The sequence below is a fragment of the Candidatus Minimicrobia vallesae genome (assembly GCF_018866205.1).
GTDB classification, from domain to species: Bacteria; Patescibacteriota; Saccharimonadia; order Saccharimonadales; family Saccharimonadaceae; genus Nanosynbacter; species Nanosynbacter vallesae.
Map to the genome: position 1 here is coordinate 639927 of NZ_CP076459.1, position 20506 is coordinate 660432.

Annotated in this window: 18 protein-coding genes, 1 tRNA gene and 5 pseudogenes; 6 read left to right on the forward strand and 18 right to left on the reverse strand. The window is 44.8% G+C overall.

Annotated features, from left to right (window positions below):
• Nucleotides 1–4: 4 nt before the first annotated feature.
• The 5 genes and pseudogenes from KOY49_RS04435 to KOY49_RS05565 form a co-directional block, all read right to left on the reverse strand.
• A pseudogene (locus tag KOY49_RS04435) lies at nt 5–1562 on the reverse strand (ABC transporter ATP-binding protein); the annotation flags it as partial.
• 43 nt (nt 1563–1605) lie between these two features.
• Nucleotides 1606–1863, reverse strand: a complete 258-nt coding sequence (locus tag KOY49_RS05555; protein WP_446680075.1) for a hypothetical protein — start codon at nt 1861–1863, stop codon at nt 1606–1608.
• Nucleotides 1841–2002, reverse strand: coding sequence for a hypothetical protein (locus tag KOY49_RS05560; protein WP_446680076.1), 162 nt, complete (start codon nt 2000–2002; stop codon nt 1841–1843). The genes KOY49_RS05555 and KOY49_RS05560 overlap by 23 nt, the downstream gene beginning before the upstream one ends.
• Before the next feature lie 15 nt (nt 2003–2017).
• Nucleotides 2018–3295, reverse strand: coding sequence for an ABC transporter ATP-binding protein (locus tag KOY49_RS04445; RefSeq protein ID WP_269802185.1), 1278 nt, complete (start codon nt 3293–3295; stop codon nt 2018–2020).
• A complete protein-coding gene (locus KOY49_RS05565; RefSeq protein WP_269802148.1) occupies nt 3243–3638 on the reverse strand; it encodes an ABC transporter transmembrane domain-containing protein in 396 nt (131 codons plus the stop codon). Before KOY49_RS05565 ends, KOY49_RS04445 begins: the two co-directional genes overlap by 53 nt.
• 275 nt (nt 3639–3913) lie before the next feature.
• Between KOY49_RS05565 and KOY49_RS04455 the strand changes: the two genes are divergently transcribed.
• Nucleotides 3914–3992: transfer RNA gene (locus KOY49_RS04455), tRNA-Pro, on the forward strand.
• Between the two features lie 66 nt (nt 3993–4058).
• The gene (locus tag KOY49_RS04460; protein WP_232736152.1) at nt 4059–4379 is read left to right on the forward strand and encodes an NUDIX hydrolase; all 321 of its coding nucleotides are present in this window, start codon (nt 4059–4061) and stop codon (nt 4377–4379) included.
• Nucleotides 4380–4542: 163 nt separating this feature from the next.
• On the opposite strand, the gene KOY49_RS04465 is transcribed toward KOY49_RS04460, so the two are convergent.
• The 5 genes and pseudogenes from KOY49_RS04465 to KOY49_RS05485 all read right to left on the reverse strand — a co-directional run bounded on the left by KOY49_RS04465 (nt 4543) and on the right by KOY49_RS05485 (nt 6854).
• Entirely contained in the window at nt 4543–5202 is a 660-nt protein-coding gene (locus KOY49_RS04465; RefSeq protein ID WP_232736571.1) for an amino acid ABC transporter ATP-binding protein, read from the reverse strand.
• On the reverse strand, nt 5118–5402 hold the full coding sequence (locus KOY49_RS04470; protein WP_232736153.1) for an ABC transporter permease family protein: 285 nt from the start codon (nt 5400–5402) through the stop codon (nt 5118–5120). Before KOY49_RS04470 ends, KOY49_RS04465 begins: the two co-directional genes overlap by 85 nt.
• Before the next feature lie 26 nt (nt 5403–5428).
• Nucleotides 5429–5665, reverse strand: coding sequence for an ABC transporter permease subunit (locus KOY49_RS04475; protein ID WP_232736154.1), 237 nt, complete (start codon nt 5663–5665; stop codon nt 5429–5431).
• A 3-nt stretch (nt 5666–5668) separates the two neighbouring features.
• Nucleotides 5669–5962: an ABC transporter permease family protein gene (locus KOY49_RS04480; RefSeq protein ID WP_232736155.1), complete on the reverse strand. Its 294-nt coding sequence runs from the start codon at nt 5960–5962 to the stop codon at nt 5669–5671.
• Nucleotides 5959–6854: pseudogene (locus tag KOY49_RS05485) on the reverse strand (basic amino acid ABC transporter substrate-binding protein). The gene KOY49_RS04480 and the pseudogene KOY49_RS05485 overlap by 4 nt, the downstream one beginning before the upstream one ends.
• On the opposite strand from KOY49_RS05485, the gene KOY49_RS04495 reads away from it, so the two are divergent.
• Nucleotides 6802–8370 (forward strand): LTA synthase family protein, encoded by a 1569-nt coding sequence (locus KOY49_RS04495; RefSeq protein ID WP_232736158.1) that lies wholly within the window; start codon nt 6802–6804, stop codon nt 8368–8370. The pseudogene KOY49_RS05485 and the gene KOY49_RS04495 sit on opposite strands and share 53 nt — an antisense overlap.
• On the opposite strand, the pseudogene galE reads toward KOY49_RS04495, so the two are convergent.
• A pseudogene (gene galE / locus KOY49_RS04500) lies at nt 8367–9383 on the reverse strand (UDP-glucose 4-epimerase GalE). The gene KOY49_RS04495 and the pseudogene galE overlap by 4 nt on opposite strands.
• 180 nt (nt 9384–9563) lie before the next feature.
• On the opposite strand from galE, the pseudogene KOY49_RS04505 reads away from it, so the two are divergent.
• Nucleotides 9564–11691 (forward strand): annotated as a pseudogene (locus tag KOY49_RS04505) (ATP-dependent Clp protease ATP-binding subunit); the annotation flags it as partial.
• Nucleotides 11692–11980: 289 nt separating this feature from the next.
• On the opposite strand, the gene KOY49_RS04510 reads toward KOY49_RS04505, so the two are convergent.
• The gene (locus KOY49_RS04510; RefSeq protein ID WP_232736159.1) at nt 11981–12196 is read right to left on the reverse strand and encodes a hypothetical protein; all 216 of its coding nucleotides are present in this window, start codon (nt 12194–12196) and stop codon (nt 11981–11983) included.
• 99 nt (nt 12197–12295) lie between these two features.
• On the opposite strand from KOY49_RS04510, the gene KOY49_RS04515 reads away from it, so the two are divergent.
• Nucleotides 12296–13012: a DsbA family protein gene (locus tag KOY49_RS04515; protein ID WP_232736160.1), complete on the forward strand. Its 717-nt coding sequence runs from the start codon at nt 12296–12298 to the stop codon at nt 13010–13012.
• 6 nt (nt 13013–13018) lie between these two features.
• Here KOY49_RS04515 and KOY49_RS04520 read toward each other — a convergent pair whose 3' ends face one another.
• The 4 genes from KOY49_RS04520 to KOY49_RS04535 form a co-directional block, all read right to left on the reverse strand.
• A complete protein-coding gene (locus tag KOY49_RS04520; protein ID WP_232736161.1) occupies nt 13019–13609 on the reverse strand; it encodes a hypothetical protein in 591 nt (196 codons plus the stop codon).
• A 51-nt stretch (nt 13610–13660) separates the two neighbouring features.
• Nucleotides 13661–14257 carry an ABC transporter permease gene (locus KOY49_RS04525; protein ID WP_232736162.1) on the reverse strand — a complete coding sequence of 199 codons (597 nt, stop codon included), beginning with the start codon at nt 14255–14257 and terminating at the stop codon, nt 13661–13663.
• 175 nt (nt 14258–14432) lie between these two features.
• Complete coding sequence (locus KOY49_RS04530; protein ID WP_232736163.1) at nt 14433–14780, reverse strand: ABC transporter permease; 348 nt, start codon at nt 14778–14780, stop codon at nt 14433–14435.
• Between the two features lies 1 nt (nt 14781).
• Nucleotides 14782–15543, reverse strand: coding sequence for an ABC transporter ATP-binding protein (locus KOY49_RS04535; protein WP_232736164.1), 762 nt, complete (start codon nt 15541–15543; stop codon nt 14782–14784).
• A 94-nt stretch (nt 15544–15637) separates the two neighbouring features.
• Between KOY49_RS04535 and KOY49_RS04540 the strand changes: the two genes are divergently transcribed.
• Complete coding sequence (locus tag KOY49_RS04540) at nt 15638–17044, forward strand: polysaccharide deacetylase family protein (RefSeq protein WP_232736165.1); 1407 nt, start codon at nt 15638–15640, stop codon at nt 17042–17044.
• On the opposite strand, the gene KOY49_RS04545 is transcribed toward KOY49_RS04540, so the two are convergent.
• Both KOY49_RS04545 and KOY49_RS04550 read right to left on the reverse strand, forming a co-directional pair.
• Nucleotides 17041–17316, reverse strand: coding sequence for a DUF167 domain-containing protein (locus KOY49_RS04545; RefSeq protein ID WP_232736166.1), 276 nt, complete (start codon nt 17314–17316; stop codon nt 17041–17043). The genes KOY49_RS04540 and KOY49_RS04545 overlap by 4 nt on opposite strands.
• A pseudogene (locus KOY49_RS04550) lies at nt 17282–20417 on the reverse strand (type I restriction endonuclease subunit R). The gene KOY49_RS04545 and the pseudogene KOY49_RS04550 overlap by 35 nt, the downstream one beginning before the upstream one ends.
• Nucleotides 20418–20506 lie beyond the last annotated feature (89 nt).

A 20506-nucleotide genomic window follows, 5' to 3' on the forward strand; every position in this document is an offset into this window, starting at 1 on the left:
ACAGCTACTCAGAAAACTGACTATTGTAAAGCTCGGCGTAAAATCCATTTTGCTTCAGCAGAGTTTCGTGATTGCCCTGCTCGATAATATTCCCGTCCTTAACCACCAAAATCAAATCGGCGTCGCGAATGGTACTCAAACGGTGCGCGATAACAAAACTAGTTTTTCCCTGCATCAACTTATCCATGGCTTTTTGGATAAGGACTTCGGTGCGCGTATCAACCGAGCTTGTCGCTTCGTCCAAAATCAACATCGGCGCTTTTTCTAACATCGCCCTGGCAATTGTCAGCAACTGCTTTTCTCCCTGGGAAATGTTAGCAGCCTCCTCGCCCAGAACCATATCATAGCCGCCCGGTAGCGACCGCACAAAATGATCAACATGCGCTTCTTTGGCGGTTTTTATCATCTCTTCCTCGGTGGCTTTTGGATTGCCATACATCAAATTCTGACGAATCGTGCCATTAAACAGCCACGTATCTTGCAGCACCATGCCAAACATTTGACGCACATCGCTACGTTTCATTTACGAATATCCACGCCATCAATCTTAATCGAACCACTATTAATCTCATAAAATCGCATTAGCAAGTTAACCAGCGTCGTTTTGCCAGCACCAGTCGGACCGACAATCGCCACGCGCTGACCTGGCTTAATGTGCGCCGACAAACCTTTGATGATAGTCTGGTCTGGCTTATAACCAAAGACGACGTTATCGAATTCAACTTCGCCTTTGACGTTAGACAATTTCACCAAATCATTACACTCAACCGCTTCTTCCGGCTCGTCCAAAAAACTCAAACACGCGCTCGGCGGCAGCAGCGGTCGATTGCAAAACATTAGCAATATTAGCAACCTGAACCAGCGGCTGATTGAACTGATCGACATACTGAATAAACGCCTGAATATCACGCAATTTTCAGCCGACCATTAATCGCCAACCAACCGCCCAAAATCGCCATAACAACATAACCAATATTGCCGATAAAATTCATAATCGGATAAACCAATCCAGAAAAAAATTGAGCCTTCCAAGCACTATCCTGAAGCCGATCATTCACCCGAGAAAACTTAGCAAGCGACTTTTTCTGACCATTAAACACCCGCATCACTTGATGTCCGCCATACATTTCTTCAATGTGGCCATTAAGTTCACCAAGCTGCGTTTGCTGGCGGAAAGAACTGCTTTTGCGAGCTCTTGGCAATCAGCGTAACCACGCCACCAGCCAGCGGAAACACCAATAGCGCAACCAGCGACATCTACCAGCTAATCGAAAACATCATCACCAAAATCCCCAACACCATAACCGTCGAAGAGACAATTTGCGACAAACTCTGATTAAGCGTCTGGCTAATAGTATCGACGTCATTTAAAGTAACACGATCTAAGAACTTCGCCGTAAGTTTGCTTTATCAAAATAACTCAGCGGCAAGCGATTGATTTTCTCGGACAATTGCCGGCGCATTCTGAAAGTAACCGTTTGCGTCACCTGAGTCATCAGCCACGTTTGAATATAGCGAAAAATCGCACTCAGCACATACAAACCGACCAGCAAAAGAACAATCCGCCAAATAGCATCAAAATGAAATTCCGGACGCCGGCTAAGATCAAGCTTTTTGAATCGAATCAAGCTGACTCGACGGAATCTGGACTTCAATCTCCGACTGATTCGGCAACCGCTCCAAAACATCAGCACCTAGGAAAGTGACAGCTGGCAAAGAAACAACCATTTGGCAACTTACCGAGTGATCGCCTGCATAGGCCTTCATACTGACATAATCATCAACAATTTGATTCGTAGCGCCACCCAAAATCTTCGGACTGACAATCGCAAAAATCGTACTACCAACCGCAAAAACCAACACAAACAGACATGTGCCAGCGAAAATCCGACAAATATTTAACCAACTTCTTGACCGTGCCCTTGAAATCTTTAGCTTTTTCGCCAGCGCCCATACCGCCGCCCATCGGACCGCCCATCCGCACTGGCTGACGTTTTTTCATGCTTTGCCGGAGACATTACAACACTCCTTTCGCAATCGTAACAGACATTTTCTGCAAATCGTCTTCCGAGAGCTGCGAAGCGGCAATTTCTTGATAAACTTCGCAATCTTTCATCAACCCCTGATGCGTGCCCTGACCAACAATTTTACCCTCATCAAGCACAATAATTTTATCAGCATTCATAATCGTATTAATGCGCTGACCGACAATCAGCACAGTTTTATGCTTAGTTTCCTTGGCAAGCACAGCCCGTAACTTCGCGTCCGTCTTAAAATCAAGCGCCGAAAACGAATCGTCAAAAATGTAAACATTCGGCTCAACAGCAATAGCCCTCGCGATCGACAAACGCTGGCGCTGACCGCCAGAAACATTGCTACCGCCCTGAGCGATTTCACTTTTATAACCATTTTTTAACTCGCTAATAAATTCTTCCGCTTGGGCAATTTTGGCCGCTTTTTCAACCAACTTATCACTAGCCTCAGCGTTGCCGTATTTGATATTACTAGCAACCGTCCCGCTAAACAGCACACCTTTTTGTGGCACGTAACCAATTTGACCAGACAAATCTTCCAATTTCAGATTTCTAATATCCACGCCATCAAGCAAAATCTGCCCCGCCGAAACATCATAAAAACGAGGAATCAAATTTATCAGCGTCGACTTTCCCGAACCAGTACTGCCAATAAACGCCGTTGTCTGACCAGGTTCGGCTACAAAATTAATATCCGAAAGCACCGGCAAATCCGCGTCAGGATAAGTAAACGTAACGTCCTTAAACTCAATTTTTCCCTTGGCATCATTTGGCAATTTTTTCGGCGACTTCGGGTCAGTAATTGACGGCAAAGTATCCAAAACTTCTCCGACTCGACGCACCGATACGGCGGCTCGCGGCACCATAATAAACACCATCGACAGCAACAAGAACGAGATTATCACCTGCATCGCATATTCCAAAAACGCCATCATATTACCAATTTGCAAATTACCGCTACTTATCAAATGCGCGCCAAACCACACAATTGCCACACTCGAAAAGTTCATCACTAAAGTCATAATCGGATCAAGCAACATCATCAAACGATTCACAAATAAATTCATCTTATTCAATTCCGCATTAGCTTCCTGGAAATTTTTCTGCTCAATCTTCTCGTTATGGAACGCACGAATAACTTTCAGTCCAACCAAATTTTCCCGCGCCACCAAATTAAGTTTATCAACCACAGTCTGCAATTTCTTAAACCTAGGTACGGCAATCGTAAATAACGTAGCGATAACCACAAACAAAACAAACACCGCCAAAGCAATAATCCAGCTCCAAATCCGGCGCATTATTCATGGCTTTTTGCAGACCACCAATTGCCATAATCGGCGCCATTAACGCCAGCCTCAACAGCATTATTGACGTTGCTTGAATCTGCTGAATATCATTCGTTGAGCGCGTAATCAGCGACGCCCTAGAAAACTTATTAAAAGCCGCCAAAGAAAAACTTTCTATTCGTTCAAACAATTTCAATCGCAATTTTCGCGCCATTCCCGTAGCAATTCGCGCCGCCAAAAAACCCACGACAATCGAACAAAACCCACCAGCCGCCGTCACCAAAATCATCATCAAGCCATTATTCCAAATCACCGACATATCTTGTTTAATAATGCCATTATTAACAAAAATTCCGACATTTTATCCGACAGCCACAAATTCGCCATCACAACGCCATACGTGAATCCAATCAAGATAATAAACAGCAACCAATAGTCTCTAAAAATTCATAAAATATGTTTCATTTATAGTCCTTTAACTATCTAAGTCCACCCTTATATTATATCATTTTTGAGGACTGACTAGTCGACATCAATTTAAAAAACTACAATTGGACAAAAATATCTGTTAGTTTTATACTGTTTTTTTAGCGTCGAGGTGTGGCGCAGCTCGACAGCGCGCACCGTTCGGGACGGTGAGGTCGCCGGGGTTCAAATCCAGTCACCCCGACCATGAAATTATTGGGCATACGTTCAAACTAAATTGAACCTCTGGCTATTAGCAATCAAAGGAGGTTTTATGCGACGAAGAGTAAACGTACGCGGAATTATTATCAATGAAAACGGCGAAATTTTCTGCCAACAATTGACCGCCAATAATGGCAAAGGGCGTAATTTTTGGTGTACGCCGGGCGGCGGCTTAGAAATGGGCGAAAGCTTGCTCGACGGCCTACGCCGAGAAATGATTGAAGAAACAGGCGTCAAACCAGAAATCGGCAAGTTGTTATTTATACAACAATTCGCCGAATCAGGCGAACAATCAGCACACACGGCCCGAACGAACAATTGGAATTTTTCTTCCTCATCACCAACTGGCAAGATTACCAAAACATTGACCTAGAGAAAACATCGCACGGCGTCGAGGAAGTAGCCAAGTGCAGCTTTGTTGATCCAAAAACCACGCGAATTTTACCAAGCTATCTGACAGAGGTTAACCTGGACCAGCTAGTTAACAAATTGACAGAAGTCCCAGTTCTAAGCGAATTATAGCGAGGCCACTCAGACTATTTAGCGAAGAATTTTTTAGCACGCTCAGTTTTCGGGTGATCCATAACTTGTTCAGGCGTCCCATTTTCGATAATCTCGCCCTTGTCTAAGAAAATCATCCTAGTCCCAACTTCACGGGCAAATTTCATCTCGTGCGTAACGATTACCATCGTCATTCCCTTTTTGGCAACTTTCCTAATCACGTCCAAAACTTCGCCAATCATCTCTGGGTCTAGCGCTGAAGTCGGCTCATCAAAAAGCATAATTTTCGGCTCCATCGCTAGCGCCCGCGCAATTGCTACTCGCTGTTTTTGACCGCCAGACAAACTATTCGGCGAAGCGTCCGCTTTATCTAATAATCCAACATCGTCCAATAAACTTCGCGCCAATTTTGTCGCTTTTTGATCTGAAAATTTACGCAGTTTTTTCGGAGCCAATTTAATATTTTCAATCACACTCAAATTCGGAAACAGATTAAATTGCTGAAAAACCATGCCAATATTCTGACGCAACGCGTTCAAGTTCACGTGAGGATCAGTAATTTTCACTCCATCAACAATAATCTCGCCCGAAGTCGGCTCCTCCAGTAAGTTCAGGCAGCGCAAGAATGTCGACTTGCCAGAACCAGACGAGCCAACCACCACCACAATCTCGCCCTCTTCAATTTCCACATCAATATCACGAAGAACTCGATTCGTATGCCGAACGTTTTTTTCAAGTTTTTAACGCGCTGATCATCGTCATCCTTCAATTTCCTTTCTACTCGCGCCATTACTCGCGTAAAAATCGCCGTCAAAATTAAGTACATCGCCGCAGCGGCAAATAGCGACTGAAAAGCTGTCGCCGTCTGAAAACGAATATTGTCCGCACCCCGCATAATATCATTCAGACCAATCCAACCAACTAACCGAAGTTTCCTGCCAACAGCGCAATAAATTCACTAATCAACGCCGGCAATGAATTTACCATCACTTGCGGCAAAATAACCAGCCGCATTGCCTGCCAATTACTCAAACCCAAAGACCTAGCCGCTTCCACTTGCCCCTTATCAATACTCTGAATTCCGCCACGAATAATCTCAGCGATATACGCACCGCTATTTATCCCGAACGCCACCGCCGCCACAAAAATCTTCAGCATAAATTAATACGACCCAAAAACGACGTAATACATAATCAACAGCTGAACCAAAAGTGGCGTACCACGAATAATATCGACATAAATTTTTCCCAGACTAGCCAGCGGATTAAAGTTCGCGAGTCTACTCGTTTTCATCCTGCCAAATGGTCGTAAATTCGACGTACGCATCAGGGCGACAAGCACACCAATTGCCGATCCTAAAATCAGCGACAACACGGTCAAAACCAGCGTCACTTCTAATCCATGCCATAAAAATAGCCATCGACCGCCGCCAAAAATCACTTCCCAAAAATTCACGATTTAGCCTCCTCGCCAAAATATTTGCGGATTAATTTTTCATAGCGGCCATCTTTTTTCATCTTGGCAATTTCTTTATTAACCTTTTCCAAGAGGTCTTTATTGTCCTTTTTAATAGCAATCGCATAACTTTCATCGCTGAGCGCGCCCGGTAAGATTTCTAAGTCAGAAAATCCAGCCGAATACTGCTTTGCGGGAGCGTCGTCCAGAATAACCGCTTCAATTTTTCCCGAACTTAATTCCTGCAAAACACTCGGCGCGGTTTGGAATTGTGTGACTGATGCGCCAGCAATTTTAGACGCCAAAGTATCGCCAGTCGTGCCCAGCTGTACACCAATTTTTCGCCCTGGCAATTGATATTTATTACGAATCGGACTGCCCTTTTTAACAATTATTCTCTGTGAAGCCGAATAATACGGATCTGAAAACAACGCATTTTTTCTCGCTCAGGTGTCACTGTCATTCCAGCCGCCACCATATCAATTTGCCCACTATCCAGCGCCGGAAGTAGCCCATCAAACGACATATCTTCGACCTTCAAATCTTTGCCCAAGCTTTTAGCAATTTCCCTCGCCAGATCAACGTCAAAGCCAACCACTTGATTATTATCAATATATTCAAACGGCTTAAATCCAGCATTCGTACCCATTACCAAAACATCAGTTTTTGAGCCAATTACGCCATCTCGATGTAAAATATCGCCCAACATCAAACAAATCATCCCCGCAAATAAAACCAGTCCAATCCACCAACTAATTCCGAATGTGCGCGTCTTATTCTTGCTCATGCTTTTATTATACCCCTTCATCCGCAAAAAACGTAAGTGATATAATAGAATGGTGAGAAAAATTAAATTTACCAAACGTTTCTGGATTAAATCAATATCAATCATCTTGCTTTTTTTGGCGGCATTTTGCTTAATTGCGGCGCGCTATAAATATATCGTCTTTAAAAATTCGCAAATCGACGAGATAATTTTTTATTTCGTCAACGGATTAGCTGGTGGCAAATCTGACAATTTATGGTCGGCCGTCCTGCAAAATCTTCCGCTGGTTTTCCTATTATTCGGCACTTTATTAATCCCAATGTTCGACAAATCGTCATCTTCATTAATCAACCACATGATCGCCTTTTGCTTGAAAAAAATCAAATCATCACGAAAACTCACCTTGCCGTTTTTGAGATTACGAAATCAAGCAATTTACTCGCTGAGTATGTTTTTAATTGCAATCGTCCTTCTGATTCAAAGTTTCGGCATCCCTAACTATATTTATGCCCTGACCCAATCGACCAAATTATACGAAGAAAATTACGTCAATCCAAAAACCGCCAAATTGACTTTTCCAGAGAAAAAGCGCAACTTAATATACATCTATTTAGAGTCAATGGAAAACACTTTGGCGTCAAAGGCTAATGGCGGCAGCTCCGAAACCTCCATCATTCCAGAGCTGGAAGAATTGGCGTTAAAAAATACCTCATTCTCAAACAAAGCATCCGGTGTCGGCGGCGCTTTGCCTGCAACAAACACTGGCTGGACCGTGGCAGGAATGGCTGCGCAATCTGCTGGCGTTCCACTGAAAGAAAACTTGGTTGGCGGACGCGACCATAATGCACTGGGCGAGTTTAAAAAGTTCTTGCCAGGCGCTTATAGTATTGGTGAGATTTTAGAAAAACAAGGTTATAATCAAACATTTGTTATGGGCTCTGAAGCAAGTTTTGGCGGACGCGATAAATTATTAACTCAACACGGCAACTTCAATATCGAAGATTACAATTACGACAAAAAACACGGAAAAATCTCCGAAGATTACAAAGTTTGGTGGGGTTATGAAGACAAAAAATTATTCCAATTTGCCCGCGAAGAAGCCTCGCGCTTGGCGGCGTCAGACAAGCCATTTAACCTACAATTATTAACCGCCGACACGCATTTTACCGACAGCTATTTGGACGAAACCTGCGCCAAAACCTTCAGTAATCAATACGACAATGTTCACGCTTGCTCCTCAAAACAAGTCGCCGCATTCGTCAATTGGGTTAAATCTCAGCCATTTTATGAAAACACCACAATTGTCATTTCTGGCGACCATTTAGGAATGCAAACTTCATACTACGACGAAAAAATCGGCGGAACTAATTATCAACGAACCATCTACAACACGTTTATAAATCCAGCTATTTCGACTAGCCACTCAAAGAACCGTCAATTCACGACATTCGATATGTATCCGTCAACTTTGGCAGCGCTGGGAGTTAAAATTGACGGCGACCGATTAGGTCTGGGCACAAATTTATTCTCTGGAAAGAAAACCCCAGTCGAACAATACGGCGGAATTGAAAACTTAAATTCAGAACTTTCCAAACGTTCCGCTTATTACGAAAATAAGATTTTCACCAAATCCGGCAATTAGCCATTGTAGCCATTCGGATTATTGCTCTGCCAATTCCAAGCGTCGCGGCAAGCATCTTCAATTGTCCAATTCTGCTCGCCAACCTAATTCTTTTTCCACCCAAGCCTGGGTCCGCATAGCACGCCGCAATATCACCTGCTCGACGTGGCGTAACTTGATACGGAACATCGCGACCAGACGCTTTCTCAAACGCCTTCACTAATTCCAAAACCGAAGTACCACGACCAGTGCCGATATTATAGACTTTATACTCGTTCGGTCGGACCCAAATTCTCCAGAGCTGCCACGTGAGCCTTTGCCAAATCAACCACGTGAATATAATCGCGCACGCCAGTTCCATCTGGAGTGTCATAATCGTCACCAAAAACGCTCAAATGGTCTCGCTTACCAACAGCAACTTGCGACACAAACGGCAGAAGATTATTCGGGATTCCTGAAGGATCTTCCCCGATGCGACCACTCGGATGCGCGCCAACTGGATTAAAATAGCGAAGAGACGTAAATTGCCAATCTTGATTCGTCGCAGAAATGTCGCGAAGCATTTGCTCAATCATCAACTTTGTCTGACCGTATGGATTTGTAGCAGACAACGGCATATCTTCGGTAATTGGCAATTTAGCAGGATCGCCATAAACTGTTGCCGAACTAGAAAACACCAATTTCTTCACGTCAAATTCTTGCATCACATCAAGCAAAACCAACGTGCTTTCAAGGTTATTTTTATAGTAAAGAAGCGCCTTTTCAACCGATTCACCAACCGCCTTCAACCCAGCAAAATGAATCACAGCATCAATTTTCTCAGACTTAAATAATTCTGATAGTCGCTGATGATCACACAAATCGAATTCGTGAAACGGTATTGATTGACCGGTGATTTCTTCAACTCGCCTCAGACTCTCGACGGATGAATTTGATAAATTATCGACCACCACTACGTTATGATTTGATGATAATAGTTCGATGATAGTGTGACTGCCGATATATCCAGCGCCACCAGTGACAAGAATATTCATATCATTTATGTATACTACATATCATAAGAATGACTATTTATTTTATTAGCACTCTTGCACTGAGAGTGCTAATTTGCTATGATAGCTACATCAAATTTCACCATTCTGTCTTTTACTGGGGCGCAACAAATTAGGACTAAAAATCAAAAGGAGGATTTTATGCCACCAAACATGAATCAAGAAGAAACAACTAAACCACTCGAAAAATTCGGTACAGACATAACGGCGTTAGCGCGAGGAAGGTAAACTCGATCCAGTGATCGGTCGAGATGAAGAAATTCGACGCACTATGCAGATTTTAAGTCGCCGCACTAAAAACAATCCCGTCCTCATCGGTGAGCCGGGAGTTGGTAAAACCGCAATTGTTGAGGCGTTGGCGCAACGAATTGTCAAAGGCAACGTTCCCGCTTCACTGAAGGATAAGCGACTAATTTCCCTGGAAATTTCCAGTCTTCTGGCGGGCGCTAGTTTCCGCGGACAATTTGAGGATCGATTGAAAGCCGTTCTGAAAGAAGTAGAAGAAGCGGCCGGCGAGATTATTCTTTTTGTCGATGAGATTCACACCATGGTTGGCGCTGGAAAAAGTGAAGGCAGTATGGACGCGGGCAATATGTTAAAGCCAGCGCTGGCTCGCGGAAAATTGCACATGATTGGCGCGACGACACTCGCTGAATATCGCCAATATGTCGAAAAAGATGCCGCCTTAGAACGAAGATTCCAACCAGTTTACGTTGGCGAACCAAGCTTTGACGACACCGTCGCCATCTTGCGCGGATTGAAGGAAAAATACGAAATTCATCACGGAGTAAAAATCGCTGATGACGCAATCGTGGCAGCCGCCAGATTGTCCACCAGATATTTGCCTGACCGATTCTTGCCAGACAAAGCAGTCGACTTGCTTGACGAAGCGACCAGCTCGCTCAAAATGCAATTAGAAAGCGTGCCAATTGCACTGGATCGATTGAACAATAGACGCTTGCAATTGGAAATCGAGGAAGCGGCGCTGAAAAAGGACAAATCCGATCACGCCAATATTCGCAAAGATGAAATCAAGGAGCAAATTGCCGAAATTCGCGCAAAAGCCGAAGTGATTGATAAAAAATGGCAACACGAAAAAGACATTTTGCAAACCGTCAACACGACTACCGAAAAAATGGACAATCTGCGCTCACAATTAGAAATTGCTGAACGCGACGCAGACTTAGCCACCGCCAGCCGCATTAAATATGGCGATTTACCGGAGCTGGAGAAAAAATTAGCAAGCGCCCGCGAAGAGCTAGCGGCAATTCCAACTCACGACCGATTGCTCCGCGAAGAAGTTACGCCTGACGATATCGCTGGCGTGGTGGCGCGCTGGACCGGAATTCCGGTGGAGCGATTGATGGAAAGCGAATCTAGCAAATTGACCAAATTGGAAGAATCGATCAGCCGCCAAGTCATCGGACAAGATCGCGCCGTGGCAGCCGTAGCAAGCGCCATTCGTAGGTCACGCGCTGGACTCGGCGACGTTAATCGACCGATTGGCTCATTCCTATTCCTCGGACCTACTGGCGTGGGAAAAACAGAAGTCGCGCGCAGTTTATGTCGTGAATTATTCGACGACGAGCACGCCATGATTCGAATTGACATGAGCGAATATATGGAACGCCACGCCGTAGCCAGATTGATCGGTTCGCCTCCAGGATATGTCGGCTACGATCAAGGCGGTCAATTGACGGAAGCCGTTAGACGACGTCCGTATAGCGTGGTTTTGTTTGACGAAATCGAAAAAGCACACCCCGACGTGTTTAACGTACTATTGCAAGTTTTGGACGACGGTCGATTGACAGATGGACAAGGACGAACGATTGACTTTAGCAACACCATCATCATCATGACCAGCAACGTCGGATCGCAAATGATTATGGACTACACGGGCGACGACATTAGCTCTCTCGACAATCAAATTTTAGAAACGCTTCGTGGTCATTTCCGTCCAGAATTCTTAAACCGAATTGACGACATTGTGATTTTTGATCGCATTCATCCCGAATCGATGCGTGCAATTGTTGACGTGCAATTAGAAAAAGTTGTTCGCCAAGTTAAAGATAGTCGCGACATAACGCTGAATTTTGACAATAGCGTTCGTGACATGTTGGCGCGAGACGGCTACGACCCAAGTTTCGGCGCTCGGCCACTTAAGCGTTTGATTCAAAAACGCGTGCTTGATCCTTTGGCGCTCGAACTGATCGACGGGCGAATTCACGACGGAGATACAGTAAAAGTTGCTGCCGTGGATGATCGAATTGCCTTTACGAATATCGTATAATAGATATATGAACCAAATTCACAGCAAGCAGGAATCCGTCAAATCAGCGCTTTTAGGAGTCGGCAGAATGCTTGGTTTACCGAAATATTTCCTAATAACAATTGTCACAACCGTCGCCTTCGCCGTGGTAATTTATTTCGCAATCAACGCCAATTTTTACGGACCACTAATGATGTCGCGTCTACCAATCCTCGATAAAATCGCGATGCTCGGCTCAGATGATTATAGACATCTTCAAACAAAGTTTCACTTCACCAAATGGCGCACTGCTTATGATAGTGTCAATTCTTCAAGGTGTATCAATCGCCGCTGTAATTTTTACAGCAAAGAATAATCGAGACAATGAAAAAACCGTATCTCGACAAGTCGGACTAAGCGGAATCGCATCAATTGCCGCAACAATCGGACTCGGCTGCGTCCCCTGCGGAACGTCACTAATCTTACCAATTGTAACCCTATTTTTCTCAGGAGCTGCCGCCGCCACCGCCGCAAATATCGCCAGCACAATAGTCCTTTTGTTGGCTTTACTGCTCAGTTTATTCTCGCTATATAAATCAGGTCAAATTATTTTTATGTACACAGAATTATCTAAACAGGAGAAAATATGAATCGACAAAAATCATCAGGCATAGCACTTATTTGGGTTCTTTCGGGAATTGTAATCGTGGGAATTGTAGCTTTGTTTATTTATGGAATTATCAATCGCCCGCCGAATCGTCACATTGGCGATAATAAACCATGGAATGAAAAAATGTCACAAGGATCCGCTGACGCGAAAAACGTATTCATTGATTATACTGACTATTTTTGTTCATTTTGCGCCGAAGTCGAAGCCGCAACCAGTACAGAATTCTTCAAAAATGACTATATTAAATCCGGAAAAGTTCGTTATGAGCATCGCGTAGTAACACTATTAAAAGAGATGACCAACAATACCGAAACTGGCGCTCACGCTGCGTTTTGCGCTGCTGATCAAGATAAATATTGGCAGTACACCCACGATATCGTCCCGCGCATTAAAAGCGATTACTTTGATAAAGGAATCGGCGTAAAAAACGTCGCTGTGCCGAAAAAAATCCCTGCTCTTCCACTGGAATATTTCCTAACTTCCGCCAAAAATGTCGGCATGAATGAATCGCAATTTTCCGACTGTATGACTAAAAAACCGCACCAAAAAGAAATTGATAGCAACACGCAAAAAGCCCTGTCGCTTGGCGTGAATGGCTTGCCATATATGGTTATTAACGACTATCAAACCAGCGGATTCGTCGGCGGCGAAAACGGATTAAGAAGCATTCTTAAGGCCGGCGGCGTCGAATAATTATCACTATTTCAGTTGACTCATAAATCCACGCAGTTGAGATAAAGTCCGCTCTATTCTTTCATTAGTCCAATATTTATCTGGCGTGATATTATCGTCGCCAGTCGATTCCTCTTTGTAGCGGCCGATAATCTTGCCGTTCTTGACAATCGATACATCAGGCACAAATATTCGAGGATTGCCATTTTTATCTTTTTCCAAATACGGTTCTAATTTCTTGACCAATTTTTGGTAAACTTCGTTGTTGCTAGCGCGAGCATCGCGAATATTCAAATAGTATATTTTATCAACACCTTCAGTCCGAGCTGCCCGATCAACGTGTTCGCTCAAATGCTGACACCACGGACATTGCGGAAAGCCCAAGAAAACCACGCCGCTGCCGTTATCAAAGATATCGAGGATTTCTTTATCGCTGGCATAAACGAAGCGATTATTCGCCGCCACTCGCGGATATTCTGACTTGAATTTGGCAGAGTCGGACACGTTAGTAGACGGAGTCTTCGGCTGCTCACTACTACGTTTGTTATACCATAGTCCAAATATAGCCCCAACCAAAATGATTATCCCAAGAATAATCGCAACGACTTTTTTGTTCATATCCGCCCTCCTTTTTGTAGCATTATTTTCCAAAGATAGAAGATATTAAAATTACTCCCACCTAAAAAGCTTAATTGCGGCAATGTAAATAACGACAATCCAAACAGCAATAGTACCGATTTGCGGCAAAACATCAACCAAGCCAGCGTGCTCAGTCATAACCAAACGAAACCCTTCAGTAATTGGCGTCATTGGAATAAAATTAGTTGCACCCCGAAGCCATTCCGGGAATAAGTAAATCGGGAAAAACGCACCAGACAAGAACATCATCGGAAAGGAGATTAGATTGCTCAGCGGTGCTGATTGATTTTCATTCTTCGCCCAACCGCCGATCAACAGGCCCAGACCCACCATCATAAAGGCCGCCAGCACCGCCATAAGGACAAATATCCCCCAGTCGCCGCGCATATTAAACTGGAACAATAGCATACCGACAACAATCATCATCGTCAAACTGAGCAGCGAAATAATCGTGTAGTGAATCGCCATAGAAATAATCAGCTGGCCCGAAGTAAACGGCGCTGCACGCAACCGTCGGTAAGAGCCACGCTGCTTTTCGGCTGGCATTTGATTAGCCAAGCCAAAAATACCCATACTCATCAAGCTAAAACCTAATAGCCCAGTAAACATATAATCAAACGATTTCAACTGCTCATCACCAACAGCTTTACCAACAGCCTTAAGCGGAGCTTAAGGCTGACCCAGGTGAATATTGATGTCATCAGCAATTTGACTCATCACCGCCACCAAAGCGCCACCAGTTTGCTCAGAACCCTTGGAGTAAAGAACACTCACAGTGCCAGTCGGAAGAGCATCATTACCACTATCCCTTTACCACACCAAAATCGCTCGGAAGCTCAATAATACCGTTAAGCTCCGAACGCTTCAACTTCTCGCGAGCCTCATCCATATCTTTAACGTCTTTAATTTTAAGAATCGAATCCTTCGAATTTTCTTTGGCATTTTTAACGAAACTTTTGGCAAATTCCGTCTGCGAATTGTTGACAATTGCAATATTAAAACTGGTCGAATCATTACTAAAAACCGACCCAAAAACCAATAGAAAAATCAGCGGAAAAAGAAAAGTGAAAAATAGCGCCATTTTATCTCGAACGAAACGCTTTTGCTGAGCGCGAACTTGCCCAAATATTCCAATCCAATATTTTTTCATATTAATCCCGAATTGCCTTTCCTGTTAAATCAATAAACACATCCTCCAAATTAGCCTGCTCAACAACTTGCTCCTTCTTAAAACCGCGCGCCAATAATTGCTGGATAAGATTATGCGGCGTATCAATTGTGATAATCTTACCGCTATCCATAATTGCCAGACGATCACACAATAATTCCGCCTCGTCCATATAATGCGTCGTCAAAAGAATCGTAATTCCCTCGTCGCGAATTTCCTTAATCAAATCCCACAAATTTCTACGCGCCTGCGGATCAAGCCCAGTGGTCGGCTCGTCCAGAAACAACACTTTCGGATTATTCACCAATGTCGAAGCAATCGCAAAACGCTGTTTTTGACCACCAGAAAGCTGCTCGACATAATTCTTAGCCTTTTCCGTCAACTGAACCTTAGCAAGCAGCGCCTCGGTATCAACTGTCCGACCATATAAACTACCAAACATTTTCAATTGTTCACGCAAAGTCAGTTTGTCATAAAAAGCCGTCGACTGAAGCTGAATACCAATTATATTCTTAATGTCCTTAGGTTTCTTAGCGACATCTATGCCGTCAATTGTAGCCACGCCGCCATCAATTGGCCTGAGCGCTTCCAGCATTTCCAACGTTGTTGTTTTGCCCGCGCCGTTAGGACCAAGAATCCCGAATATCTCGCCCTTTTTAACTTCAAACGACACGCCGTCGACCACATTATTTCCATCATAAGTTTTAACGAGTTTATCGACTTTTATAATTGGCTCAAGTTCCACTCCGTAAATTCCTCTCTGTTGTAATTTTGACTAAGCTAGTCTCTACTTATCGTCAATTATAACAAAACCAAAACACTAGTGCTATACTTATAGTATGCGCATTCAGAGAAAAAAAGCAAAACCAAAATCGAAAAAACTATTTATTATCATACCGTTTTTGATATTGCTATTTTCGGCGGGGCTATTTGGGATATATTTCCTCAATCAATCACACTCGCGACAAACGACTGCGCCCTCTGACGAAAAGTATTATTTTGCTGATTCGAAATATTCTGGCATTCGCTCAAAATTTGTCACCAGAGATAATAAACGGGAAAAAATTTCAATTGAATATCCGATCACGGAAAATGAAAAGATTAATCGCTTAATTAGCGAGTCGATTGATAAAATTGATCGCGATTTTCAAAATACGGTTTTACTGGCAACAGTTTTTGATAAGCCAATGACCGAAACAATTGGCTATCAAGTCACATACAACACTTCAGAAGCGCTGTCGATTGTCGTCAATATTAAGCAGGATATGAATGGCGCGCATCCAGCATCAATGACGCAATTTTGGACTTTCGACAAAAAATCTGGCGAAGTCGTCGGCTTGGCTGATTTTACAGAACAGTCTGATGAAGCCGCCGAAGCAATCATATCCGCTGCCAAAAATAGCATTTCTCAGACCATCAAGCAACGCCAGCAGCCAGAAATTGACCTGAACGAAATCATAAATAAAGAAGCTTTGTCTAACTTTATCATCACTAATAATGGCAATGCATTGGCTTGGCCGCTCGGTCAGGCGTCGCTACTGCCATCATCTTACGGCGAATTGACAATTACCGTACCAATTTCCTCCGTATCTAAATATCTACAAAATCCAACGGCGAGAAAATTCGCCAACATCCCCAAACCTGCAGAAAAACCAAAACCAGCGCCCGTAGCTCCAACGCCTACCGTCGCAAATAAAACAATTGCTCTAACTTTTGACGACGGACCCGGACCATACACTGAAAAGCTGCTAGACATATTGGATAAGTACGACGCCAAGGCGACATTTTTCCTAATCGGCAGCAAAGTTTCAGCACGTGCCAATACATTACGCCGTATGCAGTCGCGCGGACATCAATTAGGTAATCACTCTTGGTCGCATCCAGAGTTAAATAAGGTTTCAGCAGGGCAACTCGCTAGTGAAATTGACCAGACAAATAACGCCATAAAACAAGCCGTCGGCGCCAAGCCGAACATCATACGACCACCATACGGCGCGGTCAACCGCGCGGTCCTGGAACAGCTCCGCCAACGCAAAATGTCATCAATCTTATGGTCGGTCGACACGCGGGATTGGGCTGATCGCAATAGCCAGATTGTCTGTTCACGTGCCGTCGCTGGCGCTCGCCCTGGAGCCGTCATCTTGATGCACGACATACACCAAACTTCCGTCAATGCCGTGCCGTGTATCCTCAGCTCACTGAAGCAGCAGGGGTATTCATTTGTGACGATACAACGGTTGAATTAGTCCGACTGATCAATGTTAAACACCTTGTATTTCGAGGTTGCACCGCGTAGTAATTTTACCCGTGAAGGTGCCACACCAAAATATTTTGCCAACAACTTTCCTGCCGCTAGATTCGCTCGCCCCTCAATGGCTGACGCCTTGGTGTAGATTGTCAGAGAACCATCATCGTTCGGGACGACTTCTTCACGGTGGTGAGAGTTGGGTTTGAGATGGACGGAGATTTTCATGATTATTTTATCAATCCAGCAAACTCGCTCCGCCGCCAGCGTCATACGCTGCGCGTTTTTGGCTCCATTCGTTACTATAACGTTTGGCTTGTTCTAATACCATGTCAGTTGCCAACGCCTGCTGATCTGGCGGGTAGCCATATTTTGCCAGCGTCTTTTTGACGTTAACTTTCAGTTTTGCCTGAACATTCCTGCGCTCTGCCCAATCAATCGTCGCATCTCGACGAACTTGCTCTAGTAACACTTTTGCGATGTCACGTAGCTGCGCGTCACCCAGTACTTCACGAGCACTGCCATTTTCAACCAGCGCATCATAAAAAGATAATCTCATCTTCACTTAGACCATCGACCGCTCCATTCTCAACAGTCTGGCGCACTTGCTGTCCGATATTGATTAGCTCCTCAATTACCTGCGCCGCCTCAATCGTCCCATTTCTATACCGCGTCAAGGCTTGATTGAGCAAGTCAGAGAACTTGGTATCCTTGGCATAATTTCTCGAAAATCGTAGTTTGATTTCATCAGCCAGCAGTTTTTGCAAAGCCTCCACCGCCAAATTCTTGCGCTCCATGTTACGAATTTCCGCCAAAAACTCATCACTCAAAATCGACAGTTCCGGCTTTTCTAATCCTGCCGCCTCAAACACATCAACCACACCAACTGGCGCAATTGCTTTATCGACAATTTGTTTCAGCGCACTGCGATACTCAGCATCAGTCACCACTGCCGAGCTGGACACTTTCTCCAGCCGGGCTTTCACCGCCTGAAACAGCGCCACTTCTTCGCGAATTTTCAGCGCCTCAGGCCTCGGCATCGCCAATGCAAATGCTTTACTCAGTTCCAAAACATGCTGCTTCAACCGCTTCTCACCGTCTTCCAACCCTAAAATATATTCCTCTGCATCCAAGATAATTTGTAGCTGTTGGTCGGTTGGTGCAGTAAAATATCGCTGGTAGTCAAAGTTGCCAAACAAATCGCGTACTACCTCATAGCGCATCTGCATCTGCGCCACCGCCTCAGTGATATCAAGCTGCGGTGCGCCTTGACCACCACTTTGCGTATAGTCAGAAATAGCATCGCGCAGCGCCCCCGCTACACCCAGATAGTCAACCACCAAACCGCCAGTTTTTCCAGGGAACACTCGATTTACCCTGGCAATCGCTTGCATCAAATTATGCCCTTTGAGCGGTTTATCCAGATACATGGTGTGCATGCTTGGCACATCAAATCCCGTCAGCCACATGTCGCACACAATCACCAACTCAAGCGGATCATTTGGATCTTTGATGCGCTTTTCGATTGCCTTTACCCGTTGTTTATTACGAATATGCGGCTGCAAATGGTCAGGGTCGCTAGCACTACCGGTAATAATCACCTTTATCACGCCGCGCGCGTCATCGTCACTGTGCCAATCCGGCCGATACGCCACGATTTTTTCGTACAAATCCGCTGCAATACCGCGACTCATCGTCACAATCATACCTTTGCCACCCAGGACACTTTGCCGGGCCTCAAAGTGCTCAATGATATCCAAAGCGATAGTATTCAGCCGCTCGCTATTACCAACGATGGCTTCCTTTTGCGCATACTCGGCCTTCAACGCATCCTGACGACTCAACTCTTCGCCCTCCAGCAAATCATCAACTTCCTTATCCAGCCACTGCCGCGTTGCCTCATCCATATTCAAATCAACCAGCCGGCTCTCATAATAAATCGGCACCGTTGCACCATCTTTCACCGCCTGCTCGACATCATAAATATCGATATAGTCGCCAAACACTACTGGCGTTGACTTATCGTCCGTTTCAATCGGCGTGCCCGTAAAGCCAATGTAGCTCGCACCCGGCAAGGCATCGCGCATATACTTGGCGTAACCATACACCAGCTGAGCATCACTAGCTCGGACATGCGCCTTCAAGCCATATTGACTGCGGTGCGCCTCATCTGCCATCACGATGACATTGCGTCGATCAGTCAGGACTGGCAAGCTATCCTCCTCGTCCTCGGGCGAGAACTTCTGGATTGTCGTAAAGATAATTCCACCCGCCTGGCGCTGCAACAGTATCCTGAGTTCACTGCGCGAATCAGCTTGTTTCGGATCTTCTCCTAATAGCTCGCGACAGGCGCTAAACGTACCGAATAATTGACCATCAAGATCATTGCGATCCGTCACCACCACGATGGTCGGGTTGTGCAAATCGCGTGACTTCATCAGTTTGCCAGTATAGAACACCATGCTCAAGCTCTTACCCGACCCTTGCGTATGCCAAACTACGCCAGCCCGCTGATCGCCGCATTCACTACTGGCTGCCAGCGTCCGATCAAGTGCTTTATTCACCACCCAATATTGATGGTAAGCAGCAACTTTCTTGATCAATTTGTCACCATCACTCCGCTCAAATACGATAAAATTCTGCACCATATCCAGCAAGCGTTCAGACGTGCACGCACCACGCAGCAATACCTCCAACATCGGCACATTGCCAGCTTCCTTTTCGCCGTCAATCGTTTTCCACGACATCATTCGCTCCAACGGGCTGGTGATCGTGCCCATCTCTGCTTCTAGCCCATCGCTCGTTACGCACAATTCATTAAAACGGAACAGATCACTAATCTCTCGCTTGTACGTCTGAATCTGCTGATATGCCGCTACCAAATCCGCCTTCGTGTCGGCCGCATTTTTTAGTTCAATCACCACCAGTGGCAAGCCATTCACAAACAGCACGATGTCCGGCCGACGATTATAGTCACCCTGCAGAACCGTCAGCTGATTGACCGCCGCAAAATCATTGTTTTTTGGCGAGGTAAAATCAATCGCCCGCACAATATCGTGTTTTACTTCGCCACTTGATATGCGATATTGCACCGGCACACCAGCCACCAGCAGTTGATGAAACTCGTGATTATTCTCAATCAAGCCTGGTTTACTAATCTGCGTCAACCGCCGCATCGCTTCATTCAAGGCTGGTTCTGGAATGTGCGGATTGAGCCGCGCCAAAGCACTATATAGACGCCCAGGCAATACCACCTGCCTGAGCTCACGCTCAGCTATAGCACCATCTGGACCAATATCTGGTCCATGCAGAATTTGCCAGCCGAGATTAGCTAGGATATCAAGCGCATATTGTTCGATTTGAGATTCGGTCATACTGCGACAATTATACACCAGTTGTCTTGGATCCCAGAATTATAATGTTTGTTGTGCTATAATAGATATGTATTAATAAGTGGGTGGAA